This window comes from Candidatus Edwardsbacteria bacterium (assembly GCA_031082425.1).
Lineage (GTDB): Bacteria > Edwardsbacteria > AC1 > AC1 > EtOH8 > UBA2226.
In genome coordinates this window covers 292,727-313,798 of sequence record JAVHLB010000002.1, presented here as the reverse complement: position 1 = coordinate 313,798, position 21,072 = coordinate 292,727, and the positions used below count along the sequence as shown (strand labels likewise).

At 56.5% G+C, this 21,072-nt stretch carries 16 protein-coding genes; 9 read left to right on the top strand and 7 right to left on the bottom strand.

From position 1 onward, the window contains the following. The first annotated feature begins 44 nt into the window (after nt 1-44). Nucleotides 45-272, top strand: coding sequence for a hypothetical protein (locus tag RDU76_03110; GenBank protein MDQ7797919.1), 228 nt, complete (start codon nt 45-47; stop codon nt 270-272). A gap of 4 nt (nt 273-276) precedes the next feature. On the opposite strand, the gene RDU76_03105 is transcribed toward RDU76_03110, so the two are convergent. The 5 genes from RDU76_03105 to RDU76_03085 form a co-directional block, all read right to left on the bottom strand. Next, entirely contained in the window at nt 277-639 is a 363-nt protein-coding gene (locus RDU76_03105) for a polymer-forming cytoskeletal protein (protein ID MDQ7797918.1), read from the bottom strand. A gap of 48 nt (nt 640-687) precedes the next feature. Continuing rightward, nucleotides 688-2,205, bottom strand: coding sequence for a pyruvate carboxylase subunit B (locus tag RDU76_03100; GenBank protein ID MDQ7797917.1), 1,518 nt, complete (start codon nt 2,203-2,205; stop codon nt 688-690). Nucleotides 2,206-2,241: 36 nt separating this feature from the next. Continuing rightward, nucleotides 2,242-2,622 carry a DUF2118 domain-containing protein gene (locus RDU76_03095; GenBank protein MDQ7797916.1) on the bottom strand — a complete coding sequence of 127 codons (381 nt, stop codon included), beginning with the start codon at nt 2,620-2,622 and terminating at the stop codon, nt 2,242-2,244. A 172-nt stretch (nt 2,623-2,794) separates the two neighbouring features. Then, complete coding sequence (locus RDU76_03090; GenBank protein ID MDQ7797915.1) at nt 2,795-2,980, bottom strand: hypothetical protein; 186 nt, start codon at nt 2,978-2,980, stop codon at nt 2,795-2,797. A gap of 79 nt (nt 2,981-3,059) precedes the next feature. After that, nucleotides 3,060-4,616: a carboxyl transferase domain-containing protein gene (locus RDU76_03085; GenBank protein MDQ7797914.1), complete on the bottom strand. Its 1,557-nt coding sequence runs from the start codon at nt 4,614-4,616 to the stop codon at nt 3,060-3,062. 367 nt (nt 4,617-4,983) lie between these two features. Here RDU76_03085 and RDU76_03080 point away from each other — a divergent pair, with 367 nt between their 5' ends. Continuing rightward, a complete protein-coding gene (locus RDU76_03080) occupies nt 4,984-6,957 on the top strand; it encodes a DUF2075 domain-containing protein (protein MDQ7797913.1) in 1,974 nt (657 codons plus the stop codon). A 162-nt stretch (nt 6,958-7,119) separates the two neighbouring features. Here RDU76_03080 and RDU76_03075 read toward each other — a convergent pair whose 3' ends face one another. Then, nucleotides 7,120-8,139 carry a M42 family metallopeptidase gene (locus RDU76_03075; protein ID MDQ7797912.1) on the bottom strand — a complete coding sequence of 340 codons (1,020 nt, stop codon included), beginning with the start codon at nt 8,137-8,139 and terminating at the stop codon, nt 7,120-7,122. A 610-nt stretch (nt 8,140-8,749) separates the two neighbouring features. Further along, nucleotides 8,750-9,841, bottom strand: coding sequence for a heparan-alpha-glucosaminide N-acetyltransferase domain-containing protein (locus RDU76_03070; GenBank protein ID MDQ7797911.1), 1,092 nt, complete (start codon nt 9,839-9,841; stop codon nt 8,750-8,752). A gap of 245 nt (nt 9,842-10,086) precedes the next feature. Here RDU76_03070 and nuoE point away from each other — a divergent pair, with 245 nt between their 5' ends. From nuoE to RDU76_03035, 7 genes are all read left to right on the top strand, one after another. Further along, nucleotides 10,087-10,563, top strand: coding sequence for an NADH-quinone oxidoreductase subunit NuoE (gene nuoE, locus RDU76_03065; protein MDQ7797910.1), 477 nt, complete (start codon nt 10,087-10,089; stop codon nt 10,561-10,563). 372 nt (nt 10,564-10,935) lie between these two features. Next, nucleotides 10,936-12,693 carry an NADH-quinone oxidoreductase subunit NuoF gene (gene nuoF, locus RDU76_03060; protein MDQ7797909.1) on the top strand — a complete coding sequence of 586 codons (1,758 nt, stop codon included), beginning with the start codon at nt 10,936-10,938 and terminating at the stop codon, nt 12,691-12,693. 2 nt (nt 12,694-12,695) lie between these two features. After that, nucleotides 12,696-16,199, top strand: coding sequence for an NAD(P)-binding protein (locus RDU76_03055; protein ID MDQ7797908.1), 3,504 nt, complete (start codon nt 12,696-12,698; stop codon nt 16,197-16,199). Nucleotides 16,200-16,358: 159 nt separating this feature from the next. Continuing rightward, complete coding sequence (locus RDU76_03050; GenBank protein ID MDQ7797907.1) at nt 16,359-16,913, top strand: peptidylprolyl isomerase; 555 nt, start codon at nt 16,359-16,361, stop codon at nt 16,911-16,913. A gap of 13 nt (nt 16,914-16,926) precedes the next feature. Continuing rightward, the gene (locus RDU76_03045) at nt 16,927-18,135 is read left to right on the top strand and encodes a WG repeat-containing protein (protein ID MDQ7797906.1); all 1,209 of its coding nucleotides are present in this window, start codon (nt 16,927-16,929) and stop codon (nt 18,133-18,135) included. Between the two features lie 88 nt (nt 18,136-18,223). Then, complete coding sequence (locus RDU76_03040) at nt 18,224-18,802, top strand: nitroreductase family protein (GenBank protein MDQ7797905.1); 579 nt, start codon at nt 18,224-18,226, stop codon at nt 18,800-18,802. 195 nt (nt 18,803-18,997) lie between these two features. Continuing rightward, nucleotides 18,998-20,887 (top strand): von Willebrand factor type A domain-containing protein, encoded by a 1,890-nt coding sequence (locus RDU76_03035; protein MDQ7797904.1) that lies wholly within the window; start codon nt 18,998-19,000, stop codon nt 20,885-20,887. Nucleotides 20,888-21,072 lie beyond the last annotated feature (185 nt).

Genomic DNA, 21,072 nt, shown 5'->3' with positions numbered 1-21,072 from the left:
AGCCCCGGCCAACCAGAAAGAAATATTATCATATGAATGAGGTCATGGTGTACGAAGCAGAATGGATCGTCGGTCCCAGCTGGGTCAATCTGGCAAAAAAGCTGCAGGAACTGGCCGGCAAGCATGATCTTCAGATCCAGATCACCGGGAAAGAAATGAGCCTGATGTGCCAGCGGCTGGATTACAAAATATCAGGCCCCCGTCAAAACCTCAATCTGTTCAATAAGAGGCTGTTGGACGAGGGCCATGTGAAATTCATCGGGGTGGGCTAAAAGATCATTTCCCGGGTTCGTTCTGTCCGGTCATCTTGGATATGCCGTCGAAGAAAACGTCATTGTCTATGATTATCCCCCGGCTTTTGATATCCCCCATCATGACCGAGCCGCTTTGCAATTCAACCTTGCTGGCGGCTGTAATGTTTCCCTCCACTTTCCCCCCGATGATGGCATCCTTGACCTTGATCTCGGCCTTCACCAGGCCGCCCTTGCCTACCACCAGGGTCCCGCTGGTCTCCAGGTGGCCCTCGAACTCCCCGTCGATCCGTATCCCGGATTCGGCCTTCAATGTTCCGTTCCATTTGCTGTCCTTGGCTAGGGTGTTGCTCAACGGCCCTCCGCCGATCTCAACTTTCTTATCCATATTGCTGCTTCCTTTTTATTGTTGGGGCGACCAGCCGGCCGCCTTTTTTTACTCAACCTCGGTTATGCCCACGTCGTAATCCTCGCCGTTGACCCGCATCACGAAGCGGCGCTGGGGATGGCCGTCGGGAGCAGGCACCCCGGCCTTCAATGACTCCTGGCGGGCCTTCTTCTTCAGGGGGTCCTGCTGGACGGCAAAATATTCCTTGGCCACCGCCGGGTACAGGGCGTAGGACAGAACATCCTCCTCCTTGTCGGAGATGCCAGCCATCTCCTTTTTGCATTTATCCCATTCCGGGGCGATATGGTCGGCCGGCCGGTCGGTGATGGGCTTCTCGTCGTCGATGGCCTTTTTCATCACCAGCGGGTCGATGGGGGCCGGGGTCCTGCCGTACAGCCCCTTGCAGAGATCCTTGACCTCCTGGATGATGATCTTGTATCTTTCCCCGCCCAGCACGTTGAAGGTGGCCTGGGTGCCTACGATCTGCGAGGTGGGGGTCACCAGCGGAACGTAGCCCAGCTCGGCCCGGACCCTGGGGATCTCCTTGAGCACCGCCTCGAACTTGTCCGAGGCATTCTGCTTCTCCAGCTGGGACACCATGTTGGTCAGCATCCCGCCCGGCACCTGGTAGACCAGGGCCCGGACGTCCACCCGCTCGGCCACCGGGGTGATCAGGTGCTGGTAGGCGCTGTCCTTGATCTCCTGGAAATACTCGGCGATCTCCAGAAAATGCGATCGGTCCAGCTTCAGGCCGAACCCGCTGTTGTCCAGCATCTCCGCCATGGTCTCGGTGGGCGGCTGGCTGGTGCCGGAGCCGAAGGGGGATATGGCGCAGTCCAGTATATCGGCCCCGGCCTGGGCGGCGGCAAAGTAGGAGGTGGGGGCCATCCCGGTGGTGCAGTGGGAGTGCAGGCATACCGGCAGACCCACCTCGCTTTTCAGCTTGCCCACCAGTTCCCGGGCCGAGGCCGGGGAGATCAGCCCGGCCATGTCCTTGATGGTGATGATATCGCAGCCCAGGTCCTTGAGCTCCCGGGCGAATTTCACAAAGCCGTCTATGGAGTGAACCGGGCTCAGGGTGTAGCTGATGGCCCCCTGAACGGTGGCCCCGGTCTTTTTGGCGGTGACGATGGCCTTCTCCATGTTGCGGATGTCGTTGAGGGCGTCGAACACCCGGAAGACATCGATCCCCAGCTCGGCGGCCTTCTTTATGAAATGCTCCAGGATATCGTCGGCATAATGCTTGTAGCCCACCAGGTTCTGCCCCCGCAGCAGCATCTGGAGCCTGGTCTTCCTGGCGTGCTTCTTGAATATCCTGATCCGGTCCCAGGGATTCTCGTCCAGAAAGCGCAGCATGGTGTCGAAGGTGGCGCCGCCCCACATCTCAAAGGACCAGTAGCCCACCTGGTCCATCTTCTCGATCATGGGGATCATGTCCTGGGTGCGCATCCGGGTGGCGATCAGGCTCTGGTGGGCGTCCCGGAAGGCGGTCTCGGTGATATTGACGGTATGTTCTTCCGGGCCGCCCTTTTTTATATCGGATCTGGTTTCCGGCTTTTGGGACATTTTGACTACCTCTTGAAATTACAGGATTGCAGCCGATCAGGCCAGCACCACCAATACTTCCCCGGAGCTGACAGACTGCCTTTCCGCCACCCTGATCTCCGAGACCTTGCCGGCCAGGTGGGAGGATATGGCGGTCTCCATCTTCATGGCCTCCAGCTTCAGCAGGACATCGCCCTCCTTGACCTCCTGGCCCACCTGGCACAGGATCTTGATGACGGTGCCGGTCATGGGGGCCTGGACCGCCTTCTGTCCGGCGGCCACGGCCGCCGGGGCGCTGGGAGCGGCCGGGGGCGCTACCACCACGGTCCGGGGAGCGGCCTGCGCCGGCAGGGCCGGGGGGGCGGATCTTTTGCCGACCTCTTCGACCTCGACCTCATAAGCCTTGTTGTTGACCTTGACGATATACTTGCGAGACATAGCATCCTCTTGTTTTATTTGATTTAATAATTGACTGGTTGCCGTCATTGCGAGGTTTGCTTTAGGGCACTTCTTGCGAAGCAATCTAAAAAAACAGATCGCTTCGTCAGAGGTGCTATTCAGATGATCACGCGATGACTTGAGCCTAATAACTGATAACTATTAACTAAGGTTATTTCCGCCGGTATCCGGTCATGATCTCCTGGCGGCCGGTCAGGGCCCACAGGCTGATCCGGTTCTGCCGGACCGGTTTCAGGGAAACTATGTGGTAGCCCAGTTTGTCATCCTTAAGATACTGCCCCAGGGCGGCGGCGATGGCGGTCTGGACCTCGGGGGGGATCTGTGATTTTTTGCTCATTTATTACCTATTTGGCAGATTCACTATTTTGGATTTGGGGTTGAATAGAGGCAAATCGGAAATCCCAAATGCCAAATTGTTAAAGCGGAATGTTGCCGTGCTTCTTGGCCGGGGACTGCTCGCGCTTGGTCTTGAGTATGGCCAGGGCCGAGACGATCCTTGCCCGGGTGTCCTCGGGCGGGATCACCGCATCCACGTAGCCCCGCTTGGCGGCCTCGTAGGGGTTGGAGAACATGGTCTCGTATTCCTCTATCAGCTCCAGGCGGCGCTGCTCCTTGTCCTGGGCGGCGTCGATCTGCTTGCGGAAGATCACATTGACCGCGCCGGAGGCGCCCATCACCGCGATCTCGCTCTGGGGCCAGGCCAGCATCAGGTCACTACCCAGGTCCTTGTTGCACATGGCGATGTGGGCCCCGCCGTAGGACTTCCTTAAAGTGACGGTGATCTTGGGGACGGTGGCCTCGGAGTAGGCGAACAATATCTTGGCGCCGTGGCGGATGATGCCGCCGTGCTCCTGCTGTTTGCCGGGCAGGTAGCCGGGGCAGTCCACGAAGGTCACCAGCGGGATGTTGAAGGCGTCGCAGAAACGGATGAAACGGGCGGCCTTGTCGGAGGAGTTGATGTCCAGACAGCCGGCCAGGACCTGGGGCTGGTTGGCCACTATGCCCACCGTCTGTCCGGCGATGCGGCCCAGGCCCACCACGATGTTCAGGGCGTACAGCTGGTGCACCTCCAGGAAATCGCCGCTGTCCACCACCCGGGCGATGATGTCCTTGACGTCGTAGGGCAGCTTGGGATTGACCGGGACGATATCGCGCATCGCCATGTCCGGCCGGCCGGGCTCGTTATCGGTCTCCACCACCGGCGGGTCCTCCAGGTTGTTGGCCGGCAGCAAAGTGATCAGCTGGCGGACCCCGGCGAAGCAGTCCTCCTCCGATTGGTATATGAAGTGGCCGTTGCCGGAGACGGCGTTGTGGGCCTGGGCCCCGCCCAGCTCCTCCAGCCCCACGTCCTCGCCCATCACCGCCTTGATGACCTGCGGCCCGGTGATGTACATGTTGGAGACCTTGTCCACCATGAACACGAAATCGGTGATGGCCGGGGAGTAGACCGCGCCGCCGGCGCAGGGACCCAGGATCACCGAGATCTGGGGGATGACGCCCGAGGCCCGGGTGTTGCGGAAGAAGATCATGCCGTAGCCCCGCAGGGAATCCACCCCCTCCTGGATGCGGGCCCCGCCGGAATCGTTGATGCCGATGACCGGCACGCCCATCTTAAGAGCCATGTCCTGCATCTTGACTATCTTTAAAGCATGGGCCTCGCCCAAAGAACCGCCGGTGACGGTGAAATCCTGGGAGAAGACGAACACCGGGCGGCCCTCGATGGTGCCGTAGCCGGTGACCACGCCGTCGGCCGGGATCTCCACTTTTTCCATGCCGAAGTTGTCGCAGCGGTGCTTGACGAAGGCGTCGAACTCCACGAAGCTTTGGGGGTCCAACAGCAGGTCCAGGCGCTCCCGGGCCGAGAGCTTGCCCTTGTCGTGCTGTTTGGCGGCCCGCTTGCCGTCGGCGTCGCAGATGACCGCCTTTTGGTCCTCCAGGGCCTTGATTATCTGTTCAATGGTCTTTTCGGACATTTTGGTAAACCTTTTTATATTAAAAGTTGGATGTTTCTGACCTCACCCCTGCCCCTCTCCAAATAAATTTGGCGAGGGGTTTTAGTCTCCCCTAAAAAGGGGAGGAACGGAGGGGTGTCCTGCACCTGTTGCCAGGCGGCTGACGGGGATCTCTTTATGAAGCGACCTTGTTTCTCCGTGTTGCGGCAAAGCATGATACTGGTTGCCGCATAAAATCTTATTATATATTAAAAGGTGGGGGATTTCAAGGAGAAAATGGCGGTGTGATTAAGGGGTAGATTTAGCTTGATTTGGTATGGAGGATGGTATAGAATTTAGGTTAACGCTATAATAGAAATGGCGTAAAATAATATAATTGATTTGTAATATGAGACGAGAATATTATTCTGCAAAAATAAGCGATTTTTTAAAAACCAAACCCAATGAAATACTTGGGGTGCTAACAAAAAACAGCGATTTTCCAGTATTAAACACGCAAAGAGATGCTTGGCTGGATGAAATTGAAATATTAAAAAAAGCACTTATTGATTTCCAAGGGACATTGTTTTTTGAATATTCAATACCACGAATGGGAAAGCGAATAGATGTTGTTCTAATTATCAAATCAGTTATTTTTGTTCTTGAATTTAAAATCGGTGAAAGCCATTTTACGGAAAGCGCAAATGATCAAGTATGTGATTACGCCTTAGATTTAAAAAATTTCCATGAAACAAGCCATAACCAACATATTGCACCAATAATTATTGCATCCAAGGCTCTGGCAGTGTCACCCATTATTGCAACGACACCACAAAACGATAAACTCCTTTTCCCCATTAAGAGCAATGTTGACTTGCTAAAGACAGTTATTAATGATGTAATAAAATTTTCTGATGGTCAAGTAATTGATGCAGCAAATTGGGAGCGCGGACGTTATTGCCCTACCCCAACAATAATTGAAGCTGCGATGGCCCTTTATAAAGGGCATTCCGTTGAAGAGATATCACGTAGTGATGCTAGTGCCATAAATCTAAGTCAAACATCTGATAGTATAACTGAAATAATCAAAGAAGCTAAACAGAAATCCAATAAAATTATTTGTTTTGTTACTGGCGTTCCTGGCGCGGGAAAAACATTGGTTGGGTTAAATATTGCAACAAAGCATATTGATAAAAAAAATGAGCTCTACAGTGTGTTTCTTTCTGGCAATGGACCCTTGGTGTCCATTTTGCGCGAGGCTTTAGCACGAAACAAGGTGAAACATGAGAAAGATTTTGGCAGGAAAGTAAAAAAAGCTGAGGCAATGAGCGAGGTAAAGCTTTTTATTCAAAATGTCCATAATTTCCGTGATGCTTGTCTTGTTGATTTACAGCCACCTATAGAACATGTTGCATTATTTGACGAAGCTCAACGGGCGTGGACCTTGGTGCAAACAGCTAATTTCATGAGTCGCAAGAAAAATACGCCGAATTTCAGCAAATCAGAACCGGAATTTTTAATTTCTTGTTTAGATAGACACAAAGATTGGGCAGTCATTGTGTGCCTTGTGGGTGGTGGGCAAGAAATAAATACTGGAGAAGCGGGTATAAGTGAGTGGATTGATTCTTTAAACAGGTCATTTCCCAATTGGCATATTTATATTTCACCACGGCTTACTGATAGTGAGTATGGTGCTGGCAGAGTGATAACTGAAATAAAAAACCGTAAAAATGTGAACAAAAAAGAAGAATTGCATCTTTCTGTTTCAATGCGTTCATTCAGAGCCGAAGATGTGTCATTGTTGATAAAACAATTATTAGATCAAAATGTGCAATCTGCACGTGAGACATTAAATAAAGTCAAAGATAAATATCCAATTGTAATAACACGTGACATTAATAAAGCAAAAGAATGGCTTAAACAAAATGCACGTGGTTCAGAACGATACGGAATTGTTGTATCTTCTCAAGCAGAGAGATTAAAACCACATGCCATAGATGTAAAATCACCTATGGACCCAATTCATTGGTTTTTAGATGGGAAAGAGGATGTCAGGTCTTCCTATTATTTGGAGGATGTGGCGACAGAATTCCATGTGCAGGGGCTAGAATTAGACTGGGCTTGCGTTACCTGGGATGCTGATTTTAGATACACACCAAGTGGTTGGGAGCATAGGTCATTTTGTGGGCACAAATGGAATCAGATTAAAAAAGATGACCGTAAAAATTATCAAAAAAATGCTTATCGTGTATTAATGACTAGAGCACGGCAAGGTATGGTAATAGTTGTGCCACCGGGTTCGGAAGATGACCATACCAGAAAACCTGAATACTATAACCCAACATATAATTACCTGAAAAGTATTGGATTTAAAGAAATATAGAAGAAGCCGGGCATTGCCCGGCTTCTTCTATTGGTTAACGTGGATTGCTTCATAAGTATGGCTTCGCAGTCTTCTCGCAATGACCGCCCCCTGCCTCCTCCGTTGCGGAGGGGGCAATAAGAAACCCCTTCCCGCTTCGGGAAGGGGTAGGGGTTAGGTCGGTTATCCCAGCGTCTCTTTTATATACGCCAGCATCAGGTCCCGGGTGGCGTTCAGGCCCTTCAAATGGGTCCGCTCCATGCCGTGGCTGGCCGAGACCCCCGGCCCGATCAGCCCCACCCGGATGTCGTACCCGGCTATCAAGGCAATCGAGCCGTCCGAGCCGTAATGCGGGAACACGTCCAGCTTGTGGGGGATCTTGTTCCTGGCCGCCAGCTCGGTCAGCTTGCAGCGGATGCCGTAATCGTACGGCCCGGTGGAATCCTTGACGCAGATGGACACCGAGCTTTCGTCGCCCTCCACCTTTTCGCCCACCACCCCCATGTCGGCCACCAGCATCTCCACCGCGGTCTCCGGCAGGCCGGAGGCCGCCCCGTGCCCCACCTCCTCGTAATTGGAGAAGAAGAAGGCCACCGGGATGGTCTTGAGCTTCTCGGCCCCCAGGGTCAGCATGGCGTCCAGCATGGCGGCCGAGCCGGCCTTATCGTCCAAAAAGCGCGACTTGATATAGCCGGTCTCGGTGAACTCGAACCGGGGGTCGAAGAAAATGAAATCGCCGATCCGGACGCCCAAAGCCTCGGTGTCCTCCTTTTTGGCCACCTCGGCGTCCAGCCGGATGTGCATGTTCTCGGCCTTGCGGACGGTCTTCTCGGCCTCGTCATTGACATGGGCGGCGGGATTGTTCAATAAAAGCGTTCCCCGGAACTCCCGGCCGTTGACGGTTCGGATGGTGACATACTCGCCCTCGAACGAGGGCAGGATGGGCCCGCCGATCTTGGTGAGGGACAGATTCCCGTCGGCATTGATGCCGCTGACCATGGCCCCCAGGGTGTCCACATGCCCGGCCACCACCAGCCGGGGCTGGGGATGGTTTCCGGCCACCAGGCCGCCCTTGTTGGTGCGTTTGGTGGTTATCCCGGCGCCCTGGGCCAGCACCTCAAGATATCCCATGATCTGATTGGTGAATCCCGACGGCGAATGGATGGCCTCCAGGTCCCGCAAGATCTCAACGATGCGCTCCATGCTGCTCCTTAGATTTATTGTTTGTCAGCTGAATGTACGATGAATTATAAAACACTTTTGGGGCAGAGTCAACCAAGCGGAGAAATATATTGACAGGAAATGAAATTTGGGATAAGTTCCTTTGCCGTGCAGGCAGGCGTGCCCGGCTGTCGCTATCTTGCGGCACTGTCACCCTGAGATGGCCAGCTGGCCTGGCAAGCCGAATGGGTGACAGTGTCATCCACGGATTGAGAGCAGAAAGGACCAAGGATGGGTATATGGCGGAAGCGATATTTGATCTCTGACAGCATTCTGTTTTCTCGCGGCCCTTTCTGTGCGGGCAGAAAGGGCGAAAGACCCGCCGGGGGCACAGGGCTGACCGTTTTTCTAAATGAATTTGTAAGGCTACCTACCCTGCTAATAGGTGGTTGGTTCTCTGGCGCAAATGTCTCTTAAATAATTGTTTTCTGTTATTCTCCGCTTCTGCGCCCCCGGACCCCGCCTATCCGCCTGCAGCGGATCTGGGTAGTTCCAATCAAACCGGAAAGATAAATGTAGATAACGGTAAAGGACAATAGATAAAGGGACACAGCAGTCTGTGTCCCTTTATTATTTGAAAAGTGTTTTCGTGTCATTTGGTGTATTTCGTGGGGAAAGAAAGGCGGGGTCTTATCCTGGCCCAATTCTCCACCGTCCAGGCCAGCAGGACCATCAGGGCCACGGTCAGGACCAGGGCTGTGATAGCCTGCGGCCAGTTCAGATCTTTCTGCAGGCCGGAGGTCAGCCGGCCGTAGACCAGGGCGATGTGCACCCAGTAGAGCATCAGTGAGTGCCGGCCCATCAGCCGCATGAAGGAGAAGCTCTCCGGTTTGAACAACAGGCACAGAAAGAAACATTCCGACAGCACCACGGCCTGCATCCCTATCCGGATAAAGGAATATTCCGGACTGTTGTAGAACAATATCCAGCCGTGGGAATGGGGGATGCTGACGGCGGCCCAGATCCCGCCCAGCATCAGCAGCATCCCGGCGGCGATCAGCCCGTAGTGCAGGAGGATCAGCTTTAATTTGTCGCCTCTGAATCGCCTGGTCAGCAGGCCCGCCATGGCCCCGGCCGGGACGAAAACAAAATACGGGAAAAGGGGAAAGTACCCGAACCCGACGGACGCATTGAAGAAATTCCGGATATACCAGGGCAGTGAATTGACCAGCGGAGAGCTCCAGACCGCCGGTGATAGCAAAGCCACCAGGATGGCCGTTGCGGCCAGAGCCCAGTATCTAAGATGGTTCTTTTTTATCACTGCGAAAAGCAAACCCACCAATATCAGGGATATCCCGATATTATTGAGGATATCGAACTTCAGGAGGTCCCGCCACTTTGAGTATGGCGCCCACTGCAGGAACTCCTCCAGCCGGAACAAGTAGGCGATGCCCAGCACCTCCAGCCCCCGCCGGGTGGAGAACCACAGCCTTTTGCCGAAGGAGATGTCCATCTGGTCCATCTTGGCATAGCTCAGCCCCACCGACAGCCCGGCCAGGAACAGGAAGGCCGGGGCGGTATAGGCCCCCAGCATCTGACAGAAATGGAAGGCCTGGGACTGCCGGTAAGCCGGCGCCAGGAAAGAATCTATCACGTGGCCCCGGATCATCCACAGCACGGCCAGGCCGCGGGCCCAGTCGATATGCAGCAGGCGGGGGGAGGGTTTTGGTGTCGGGGGGATCATTCTATATTTTATCCATGATATTGTTGCAGCTATAGTTGATCTGATACCAACTCATCCCCCCTGCGCCCCTTCTCTTTTAAAGAGAAGGGGTGTGGGGTTGAGTTATGATAATAATCCCGGAATTATACGATAAATCCGGAGGCCAGTCAAAGGAAATGTCGTATATAAAATTATCTTGAACTGCGGCGGGCTATATGTTAAAATATTTTCTTATATTAATCCAAACATAAAAATGCGAGAGATATATGAAGAAGGCTGCCGGAAAGACAAATCCCGATGCCGGGAAGATCGACCGGGTCCTGGCCAAATACAAGGGCAACAAGGGGGCGCTGATCCCGGTGCTGCAGGAGGTGCAGGTGGCGCTGGGTTTCCTGTCGCAGGACAGCTTGAGGGCCATCTCCGAGGGTTTGGCGATACCGCTGAGCCAGATCTACGGGGTGGCCACTTTTTACACCCAGTTCCGCCTGAAGCCCATAGGGAAGCACCTGGTGAGGGTGTGCCACGGGACGGCCTGCCACGTGGGCGGGGCCGAGAAGGTCAGCGTGGCCATCGAGGCCGGACTGAATGTCAAAGATGGGGAGACCACGGCCGACGGCAAGTTCACGGTGGAATCGGTGGCCTGCCTGGGATGCTGCAGCCTGGCCCCGGTGATGATGGTGGACAACGACACCTTCGGCCGGCTGACCCCGGAGAGCGCCATCAAGGCGGTAAAGGAGTACTGACCCCACCCTGCCCCTCCCCTAAAGCATTAGGAGAGGGATGTTATTAAGAAATGGGACACGGATAAACACGGTTTGTTAAAAAAACTTGTTTTAACCACAGAGAACACAAAGCACACAAAGGAAACATTATTGTAGAGGCGGATGGTCATTCGCCCTTGGCGGCACCGCCCGGCAATACATGTCATTTCCGGGAAATCGGGAATCCGGTTTTGACCCCTCTCCAACCTCTCCCCGCAACGGAGAGAGGCCCATGGATTGTAAAATTACTTCATATACAAGGAGGATCCTGTCTTGAAAAAAGCGACCTCTAAAGCCAAAACCCTTCCCAAGAAGAAGGCCGTAAAAAAGCCGACGGCTCCGGACTACCGGATAGTGGTGGGGCTGGGCAGCTGCGGCATCGCGGCCGGCGGCCACAAGGTCAAGGCGGCCCTGATGGAGAGCCTTAAAAAAGCCAAACTCAACGTCCAGGTCTCCGACACCGGCTGCGTGGGCATGTGCTACAGCGAGGTCCTGCTGGACGTCCACCACAAGAACGGCCAGGTCTACACCTACGGCAACATGACCCCGGACCGGATGCCGCGCTTCGTCGACCAGCATCTGACCAAAGGGCAGCCGGTGGCCGAATGGCTGGTGAGGGCCAGCGACCGGGCCCTGCCGGACGACAGCTTTTACGCCAAGCAGAAGAGGATCGTGCTGCGCAACTGCGGGCAGATGGATCCCGAGAAGATAGAGGATTACATGGCCCACGGCGGATATAAAGCCCTGGAGAAGGCACTCAGGAAGATGTCGCCCGACCAGGTCATCAAGGAGGTGCTGGACTCCGGCTTAAGGGGCCGGGGCGGGGCCGGCTTCCCCACCGGGCGCAAATGGCATTTCGCCCGGGGCTCCCAGGGCGGCAAAAAATACATCGTCTGCAACGGCGACGAGGGCGACCCCGGGGCCTTCATGGACCGCAGCGTGCTGGAGGGCGACCCCCACAACGTGATGGAGGGGATGCTGATCGCCGGTTACGCCATCGGGGCCGACGAGGGCTATTTCTACGTCCGGGCCGAATATCCCCTGGCGGTGGAGCGGCTGAAGCTGGCCATCGAGCAGGCCAAGAAGAGGGGCTTTCTGGGAAAGAACATCATGGGCACCAAGTTCTGCTTCGAGATGAAGATTAAGGAGGGGGCCGGGGCCTTCGTCTGCGGCGAGGAGACGGCCCTGATGGCCTCCATCGAGGGCCAGCGGGGGATGCCCCGCCTCAGGCCGCCCTTCCCGGCGGTGTCCGGCCTGTGGGGCAAGCCCACCAACATCAACAACGTGGAGACCTTCGCCAACGTGCCCTGGATCATCCTCAACGGGGCGGCGGCCTTCGCTTCCCTGGGCACCGAGAAGAGCAAGGGCTCAAAAGTGTTCGCCCTGGCCGGCAAGATCGCCCGGGGCGGGCTGGTGGAGGTGCCGATGGGCATCACCATCAACGAGATCATCCACGAGGTGGGGGGCGGCATCAAGGACGGCCGCAGCTTCAAGGCGGTGCAGATGGGCGGCCCCTCGGGCGGCTGTATCCCGGCGGCCCTGGGCAACACCATCGTGGACTACGATTCGGTGGGCCAGACCGGGGCCATCATGGGCTCGGGCGGCATGGTGGTGATGGACGACACCACCTGCATGGTGGACATCGCCCGGTTCTTTCTGGATTTCACCCAGAAGGAATCCTGCGGCAAATGCACCTTCTGCCGGGTGGGCACCAAGCGGATGCTGGAGACCCTGGAGCGGATCACCAAGGGCCAGGGCAAAGAGGGGGACATAGAACTGCTGCTGGAGCTGGCCGAGAAGATCAAGATCTCTTCGCTGTGCGGGCTGGGACAGACCGCGCCCAATCCGGTGCTGACCACCGTCAAATATTTCCGTGAGGAGTACGAAGCCCACATCAAGGAGAAGAGGTGTCCGGCCCACTCCTGCAAGGAACTGCTGAAGTACGAGATCGTCCCCGAGAAATGCGTGGGCTGCACCGCCTGCGCCAGGGTCTGCCCGGTGACGGCCATCTCGGGACAGGTGAAGAAACCCCACGTGATAGACCAGGAGACCTGCATCAAGTGCGGCAATTGCGTGACCAAATGTAAATTCGACGCCATAAAGGTGAGGTAGAAATGCAGATAAACATCACATTCAACGGCAAACAGATCGCCTGCGATTCCAATCAGACCATAGTCGAGGTGGCCAGGGACCAGGGGGCCTTCATCCCCACCCTGTGCCATGACAGCAAGCTGGAGCCCTACGGCTCCTGCTGGGTGTGCCTGGTGGAGGTCAAGAACGCCCGGGGCTTCGTGCCGGCCTGCGCCACCAAGGTGATGGACGGGATGGTGGTGGAGACCGAGAACGACCGGGTGAAGGCCGCCCGCCAGATGGCGCTGGGCCTGCTGCTGTCCAACCACTACGGCGACTGCATCGCTCCCTGCGTGGACACCTGCCCGGCCGGCTGCGACGTCCAGGGCTACAGCGCGCTGATCGCCAACGGCATGGAGGCCGAGGCCATCAAGCTGATCAAGGAGACCCTTCCCCTGCCGGCCTCGCTGGGAAGGGTCTGCCCCCATCCCTGCGAGACCGAGTGCCGCCGCAACCTGGTGGAGGAGCCGGTGTCCATCTGCTACCTCAAGCGGCATGCGGCCGATCTCGACCTCAACTCCGGCCGGCCATACCTGCCACCGGTGGCGCCCGACAGCGGCAAGAAGGTGGCGGTGGTGGGGGCCGGCCCGGCCGGGCTGACTGCCGCCTACTATCTGCGCCAAAAGGGTCACGCCGTCACCATCTTCGAGGCCCTGCCCAAGTCCGGCGGATGGCTGCGCTACGGCATTCCGCAGTACCGCCTGCCCAAGGAGGTGCTGGACCAGGAGGTCAAGACCGTCACCGACCTGGGGGTGGAGATAAAATATAATCAGAAATTGGGCCAGGACATCACCCTGGAAGGCCTGAAAGAACAGTATGACGCGGTCTTCCTGGGCATGGGGGCCCACGCCTCCTCCCGGATGGGGGTGGAGAACGAGGAGGACCGCGGGGTAGTGGCCGGGATCGATTTTCTTAAGCGCCTGACCTTGGGCGAGAAATTCAACGTGGGCAAAAAGGTGGCGGTGATCGGCGGCGGCAACACCGCCATCGACGCGGCCCGAACCTCGCTGCGGCTGGGGGCCGAGGAGGTGTTCATCGTCTACCGCCGCTCGGAAAAGGAGATGCCGGCCAACCCCTTCGAGATCGAGGAGGCCAAGCACGAGGGGGTCAAGTTCCAGTTCCTGACCGCACCCACCCGGGTGATCGCCTGCAGCCACGACCAGAACGGGGCCATCTCCTGCCAGAAGATGGAGCTGGGAGAGCCGGACGCCTCGGGCCGCCGCCGTCCGGTGCCGGTCCAGAATTCAGACTTTCATATCGAGGCCGACCTGATCATCTCCTGCATCGGGCAGAGCCCCGACCTGTCCGGATTGGGTGAGAATCACAATCTGAAAGTGACCCGCTGGAGCACCCTGGAGACCGATCCCCAGACCGGGGCTACCGCCGATCCCAAGGTATTTGCCGCCGGGGACATGGCCACCGGGGCGGCCACCGTGGTGGAGGCCATCGGAGGGGCCCGCCAGGCGGCCCAGGGCATTGACGAATATCTGAGGACCGGAAAGATAATCAAGAAAACCAAACAATACAACATCACCAAGGGCAAGATCAACCAGGTGCCCAAGGAGCTGTTCGCCGATGAGCCCAAAAAGGCCAAGGCCAAGATGCCGATGCTGGAGCCCTCCCAGAGAAGGAATTTCGACGAGGTGGAGAAGGGCTTCTCACGCCTTACCGCCATCGAGGAGGCCAAGCGCTGCCTGGAGTGCGGCTGCGCCGACATGCAGGAGTGCAAGCTACGCGATTACGCCACGGTCTATGACGTGATGGTCCAACGCTTCATGGGCGAGGTCAAGCAGCATCCCATCGACCACAGCCATCCCTTCCTGGTGCGCGACCAGAGCAAATGCGTGATGTGCGGCCGCTGCGTCAGGATGTGCCTGGAGGTGGTGGGGGCGGCGGCCTTGGGCTTCGTCTACCGGGGATTCAACGCCATCGTGGCGCCCACCATGGAGAAGCCATATCCCGAGTCGCCCTGCGTGTCCTGCGGGGTCTGCATCGAGACCTGCCCGGTGGGGGCGCTGACCGAGAGGGTGCGGCACATCAAGCCCTCGCCCTGGAAGATGGAGAAGGTCCCCTCGGTTTGCACCTTCTGCGGAGTGGGCTGCGGTCTGGACCTGAATATCATGGACAACAAGGTGGTCCGGGTCACCGGCAGCGAGGACAGCCCGGTCAGCCAGGGCTCGCTGTGCTTCAAGGGCAAATTCGGGTTCGAACTCATTCATTCCCCCGAACGCTTGACCGCACCGCTGGCCAAAGCCGGAGCCAAGCACCAGGAGATCGCCTGGTCCGAGGCCATAAACAAGGTCAATTCCGATATCGACGCCGTGGTCAAGAAATACGGGCCGGATTCGGTGGCGGTATTCGCCTCCGGCCGGACCAGCCTCGAAGAGGCCGAGGGCCTGCGCTCCTGGGCCGAGAAGAAGGGCGTCAGACAGTTCGGCAGTTTTGCTCATACTGAGAACGGCCAGCCGCTGAATGCCATGGAGAATATTTTAGGCAAGGCCAACGGCAGGGGTTACCAGTCGCTGTCCGAGGCCAAGACCATTTTCCTGATCGGGTCCGATGCCTATGCCGAGCAGCCGGTGTTCTCCCAGATGATCAGAAAGGCGGTCAAACAAGGATCCAAGGTTTACTCCCTGCAGGAGAAGGCCACCAAGCTGGGCGAGATCGCCGCACAGGAACTGGTCATTAAAAAAGGCGGGTTGTCCTTCGCCCTGAACGGAGTGCTCAAAGCCCTGCTGGCCAAGTGCCGGTCCAAATATCCCGGATACAAGGAACTGGCCAAGGTCCTGGGCAAGCTCAGCGCCGCCGCGGTGACAACCAACAGCGGATTGAAGAAGGCCGATATCGAGAGCCTGGCCAAACTGCTGTTGGAAGACCAGAATTCAATATTGGCATTCAACGCCGATGCAGTGGATCCCGAAACCATCAAGGCCATTGCCAACATCCTTCTGCTGATGGATGTTCCGGAGAATTTCATCGCCCTGCGGGCCAAGGCCAACGCCAACGGGGTGGACCGCTTTGTCAACATCGAGGCTTCCGGGATACTGAAGGGCAAGATAAAGGCCGCGGTGCTGCTCAACGAGGACCCGGCCGGCAGCCTGGAGAACGGGGACAAGATCAAGACCGCTCTGGCCAAGCTGGAAAAACTCATTGTCTGCGACCTGTTCCTGACCGAGACCGCCAAGCTGGCCGACATCGTCCTGCCGGCGTCAAGCTTTGCCGAGAGCGACGGCAGTTTCGTCAATAGCGAGGGGCGGCTGCAGCACCTCAAAGCCGGAATTCAGCCGGCCTCAGGGAAGACCACCAAGCAGGTGCTGATAGAGCTGGGAGGCTCAGCCCTGCCAAACCTGCCCCAGGGAAAGGCCGGTCAAAAGCAATTCGGCCTGCCCACCTTGAAGAAGGGCAAGGCCATCGCTGCCGGGTTCGCTTCGGATGTGATGGAGAAGAAGGCGGCCGAGCTGAAGAGGAAAGAGGGATTGCTTCGATAAACAGGATCATAAATAAAACAGCCCAGGCGCAAGGCCTGGGCTGTTTGCTTGTTTGAAAATATCAATTGACATACCGCAATAAATAGATTATCCTTAAAATCAGCAAAGCTCCCTTATTCTAAAGGCGAGAGAAATTTCAATTATAACAAGGAATAACAGATGATTCAGGCAAAATCAGGCGATCTGGTAAAAGTGCACTACACCGGGACCTTTGGCGACGGAACGGTATTCGATACCTCCGAGGGCGGCGAGCCGTTGGAGTTCATCCTGGGCTCGGGGCAGGTGATCCCGGGATTTGATAAGGCCATCGACGGCATGAAGGTGGACGAGAGCAAAAAAGTGACCATCCCGGCCGACCAGGCCTACGGTCCGCACCATTCCAAAATGGTGGTGGAGGTGGAGCTGGACAAGTTCGGTCCCAATGCCAAACCGGAGCTGGGCAAGAGGGTTCATTTGAGCATGGAGGATGGCCAGCAGGTCCCGGTGACCATCACCGCCCTAAGCCAGACCCACGCCACCCTGGACGCCAACCATCCCCTGGCCGGCAAGGACCTGACCTTCGACCTCAAACTGATCGAGGCCGGAGAGGTGCCGGAGGGCTATCATAAAGGCTGCGGGAGCTGCGGCGGCGGGCACGGTGACTGCGGACACGACCACGAACATGATCATGAACATGAGCATGGAAGCTGCTGCGGGGGCTGCGAAGATAAGTAAATTGGAGGGTAAAATGAAAAAAGCCACTGTCCTTTTAACGGGCCTGATCATAATGGCCGGGCCGCTGGGCATCGGGGCTGATGAGCAGGTCAAGCTTTTTCCAGTCATGTCTGCCGGGAAATTCGGTTATATCAACGCCCGGGGCAGGATGACCATCAAGCCGGAGTTCGACTGGGCCTTCAACTTTTCGGAGGAGCTGGCCCTGGTCAACATCGGCGGCAGCAAGAACGAGATGGGCTATGTGATCGGCGGCAAATGGGGATACATCGATGCCCGTGGCAAGGTGGTCATAAATCCGCAGTTCGACGACGCCAAGGATTTCTCCCAGGGGCTGGCGCTGGTCAACATCGGCGGGAAGGTCAACGAGCTGGGGTTGTTGTCGGACGGCAAACGGGGGTACATAGACCGCCAGGGCAAGATGGTGGTCGAACCGCAGTACGACGATGCCCGCAGTTTTTCCCAGGGGTTGGCCCTGGTCCGGCTGAACGATAAATACGGATACATAGACCAGCAGGGCAAGATCATCATAGAAATAAGATACAATGACGCCCGGAACTTCTCCGAGGGCTTGGCCCCGGTGAGGGAGAATGACAAATACGGGTATATAGATCAAACCGGGAAAATGGTCATTGAGCCTCAATACGTCTATGCCTCCAATTTCTCCCAGGGCCGGGCGGTGGTGCGGCTGGACGACAAGATCTGGTTCATAGACAGGTCCGGCAACAAGATCAGCCAATTATACTTTGAGGATGCCAACGCCTTTTCGGAAGGGCTGGCCTCGGTCAAAAGCGGTCAGAAATGGGGCTATATGGACACTTCCGGAGTGCTGGCCATCGCTCCGCATTTCGATGCCGGCTCCGATTTTCATGAAGGCCTGGCGGCGGTCAGGGTGGGCGGCAAGCGGGGCTATATCAACCGGACCGGTGAAGTGATGATCGTGCCCCAGTACGACGGGGCCATGGATTTTTCCGAGGGGCTGGCCCTGGTCAACAAAGGGGGAAAGATGAACGAGAACGGCATGGTGGCTGGCGGCAGGTGGGGCTTCATAGACCGGAAGGGCCGGATGGTCATCGATAACAAATTCGATTTCGCCTGGGATTTTAAAGACGGCCTGGCTCTGGTGAACATCGGCGGGGAGATGAATGCCAAGGGCAGCGTCACCGGGGGGGTGTGGGGGTATATCAACAAGGGCGGGAGGTTCGTTTTTAAGGGGAAGAAATAACCTTTTATTCATGGCGTTGATATCATGTAGGGGATGGTTTGAAACCATACCCTACATGAATGATTTAATCCGAAAAATCGATAAAATCATGTTAAAAGACATTATCCTGAAGAACCGGAGCTATCGGAGGTTCGACCAGGGTCACAGGATCGATCTGCCTACCCTGCGGGAACTGGCGGAACTGGCCAGGCTGTCCGGCTCGGCCGGCAATCTTCAGCCGCTGAAGTATATCCTCATTGCCGATCCCAAGATCAATGAAACCGTTTTCCCGTTCCTGGCCTGGGCCAAATACCTGAAGGACTGGACCGGCCCGGCCCAGGGCCAGCGGCCTTCGGCCTATATCATCATGCTGTGGGATACGTCCGTCTGCCCCGGCAAATTGTATTACGATGCCGGTATCTGCGCCCAGAGTATCCTGTTGGGAGCGGTGGAAAAGGGTTTGGGCGGATGCGTGCTGGCCTCGGTCAACCGGGAGGGATTAAGAAAGGCGCTTGAGATCGATGAACAATACGAGATCCCGTTGGTGATAGCCCTGGGCAAGCCGGCCGAGACGGTGGTGATAGAGGATATCGGGCCGGGCGGGAAGATCGAATACTGGCGGGACGATAAGCAGGTGCATCATGTGCCGAAAAGATCGCTCAGCGAGATGATCATAAAGGAATATTAAATAGTATCAATAATTTACCAAAGCCCCGGGAAACCGGGGTTTTCCGTTTGAAACGCCAAACCGTAGGGGCAGGTCTCAGACCTGCCCCTACAATATTGTATCCAAGAAAAATAAAATGTTGGGAATATATTTATCCGGTGGGCGGTATATTGGGCAGTCAACTCAATAATCAACCCATAAACCGGAGAAACCAAGATGAAAAGCAGGATCCTCCCCCTGATCGCCGCCGCGGGCCTGGCCTTGATCTCGGCCAGCCTTATCGGCGCCGCCGGGACCGGCATTATCGATTGTACGGTAAGGGACAATGCCAACAACAATCTACTGGCGGGCGTTGCGCTGAGAATCCCCGGTACATCCTATGTCGCAGTTTGCGATAAGGTTGGGCACTACCAGTTCACAGGTCTTTCCGAAGGGGTCTACACTGTGGAGGCCAGCCTGGCCGGTTATCAAAGCCAGTCCAAAAAGCTTAAGGTGAAGGCCAACTCCACGGTCAAGGTGGAATTCAAATTGAAGCTTCAGAGCAAGACCCTGCTGCAAAACCTGGGGCTGGTCAAGGACGAGGGAAAAGGTCCGCAATCGCGCAGCTACGAGATGGCCTGCTGCAAGATGGCCCCTTCGGCCTGCGATCAGACCGGCGGTTATTACCTTCCGCCGGACTACAACACCGAGGAATACTCCCGGATCTACGAGAACCGCTTTCTGGAGGTCACCCAGAACCCGCTGTCCACCTTCTCCATCGACGTCGACCCGGCCTCCTATGCCAACGTCCGGCGTTTCCTCAATTACGGACAGCTGCCTCCCAAGGATGCGGTCCGCATCGAAGAGCTGATCAACTACTTCGATTATAATTATCCCCTGCCGGACGACGGCCGTCCCTTCTCCATCATCGCCGATGCCGGCCCCTGCCCCTGGAACAACGGACACCGGATGGTGAGGATAGGGATCAAGGGCCGGGAGATATCCCGCGATAAACTGCCCCCCAGCAACCTGGTCTTTTTGATAGACGTCTCCGGATCCATGCAGAGCCCGGACAAACTGCCTCTTTTAAAGTCGGCCTTCAAGATGCTGGTCAATCAGCTCCGCCCCAACGACCGGATCGCCATTGCGGTCTACGCCAGCTCCGAGGGGCTGGTCCTGCCGTCCACTTCGGGCAGGGACAAGAAGGCCATTCTCGACATCCTCGATAAACTGGAGGCCGGAGGCTGCACCGCCGGGGCGGCCGGGATCCAGCTGGCCTACAAGGTGGCCGGGGAGAACTTCATCAAGGGCGGCAACAACCGGGTGATACTGGCCACCGACGGCGATTTCAATGTGGGCGTCTCGTCCACCTCCGAGCTGATCAGGATGATCGAGCAAAAGCGCGAGGCCGGGATATTTTTATCGGTGCTGGGCTTCGGCAGCGGCAACCTGAAGGATTCCCGGATGGAACAGCTGGCCGACAAGGGCAACGGCAATTACGCCTACATCGACAACATCACCGAGGCCAAAAAGGTGCTGGTCAACCAGATGGCCGGGACCCTGTTCACCATCGCCAAGGACGTCAAGATCCAGGTGGAGTTCAACCCGGCCCGGGTCAAGGCCTACAAGCTGATCGGATACGAGAACCGGATGCTCAACAAGGAGGATTTCAACGACGACAGGAAGGACGCCGGGGAGCTGGGGGTGGGCCACACCGTCACCGCGCTGTACGAGCTGGTGCCGGCCGGCTCCAACGAAAAATTTTCCCAGGTCGACGATCTAAAATACCAGAAGGTTCAGGGCAAGCCCAACGTCAAACACTCCGGTGAACTGATGACGGTCAAACTGCGCTACAAGGACCCCGACGGGCAGACCAGCCAGATGATGTCCAAACCGGTCCGTGACGGCGGGGCGGATCTGGCCATGCTTCCCGAGGACCTGCGCTTCGCCTCGGCGGTGGCCGAGTTCGGCCTGCTGCTGAGGGATTCGGAGCACAAGGGAAAGGCCAGCTATAGGCAGGTGCTGGAGCTGGCCAGAAATTCCCGGGGGAATGACACCGAGGGGTACCGGGCCGAGTTCATCAAGCTGGTGGAGGCCGCCAGCCAGCTGGCGGTGAAGCAGGATTGACCATCAAATTCATTTCAAGCCGTGGCTTACATAAGCCACGGCTTTTTGTTTGGAAAATCCTGCTTGACATTGATTTTGAATTCAGGTATCTTAATGTTCAGGACAGGAGGGTTTTTTACCGCAAAGACGCAAAGTTCACAAAGTATATATAAACCCTGGCTTAAATTATTTTAGGGAATTGAAAA

Coding starts and splice junctions, on each gene's coding strand:
- nuoE (MDQ7797910.1), top strand. CDS start 10,087: ATGAAGAAGGCTGCCGGAAAGACAAATCCCGATGCCGGGAAGATCGAC.
- RDU76_03035 (MDQ7797904.1), top strand. CDS start 18,998: ATGAAAAGCAGGATCCTCCCCCTGATCGCCGCCGCGGGCCTGGCCTTG.
- RDU76_03105 (MDQ7797918.1), bottom strand. CDS start 639: ATGGATAAGAAAGTTGAGATCGGCGGAGGGCCGTTGAGCAACACCCTA.
- RDU76_03090 (MDQ7797915.1), bottom strand. CDS start 2,980: ATGAGCAAAAAATCACAGATCCCCCCCGAGGTCCAGACCGCCATCGCC.
- RDU76_03080 (MDQ7797913.1), top strand. CDS start 4,984: ATGAGACGAGAATATTATTCTGCAAAAATAAGCGATTTTTTAAAAACC.
- RDU76_03110 (MDQ7797919.1), top strand. CDS start 45: ATGGTGTACGAAGCAGAATGGATCGTCGGTCCCAGCTGGGTCAATCTG.
- RDU76_03095 (MDQ7797916.1), bottom strand. CDS start 2,622: ATGTCTCGCAAGTATATCGTCAAGGTCAACAACAAGGCTTATGAGGTC.
- RDU76_03050 (MDQ7797907.1), top strand. CDS start 16,359: ATGATTCAGGCAAAATCAGGCGATCTGGTAAAAGTGCACTACACCGGG.
- RDU76_03040 (MDQ7797905.1), top strand. CDS start 18,224: ATGTTAAAAGACATTATCCTGAAGAACCGGAGCTATCGGAGGTTCGAC.
- RDU76_03045 (MDQ7797906.1), top strand. CDS start 16,927: ATGAAAAAAGCCACTGTCCTTTTAACGGGCCTGATCATAATGGCCGGG.
- RDU76_03070 (MDQ7797911.1), bottom strand. CDS start 9,841: ATGATCCCCCCGACACCAAAACCCTCCCCCCGCCTGCTGCATATCGAC.
- RDU76_03075 (MDQ7797912.1), bottom strand. CDS start 8,139: ATGGAGCGCATCGTTGAGATCTTGCGGGACCTGGAGGCCATCCATTCG.
- RDU76_03085 (MDQ7797914.1), bottom strand. CDS start 4,616: ATGTCCGAAAAGACCATTGAACAGATAATCAAGGCCCTGGAGGACCAA.
- RDU76_03055 (MDQ7797908.1), top strand. CDS start 12,696: ATGCAGATAAACATCACATTCAACGGCAAACAGATCGCCTGCGATTCC.
- RDU76_03100 (MDQ7797917.1), bottom strand. CDS start 2,205: ATGTCCCAAAAGCCGGAAACCAGATCCGATATAAAAAAGGGCGGCCCG.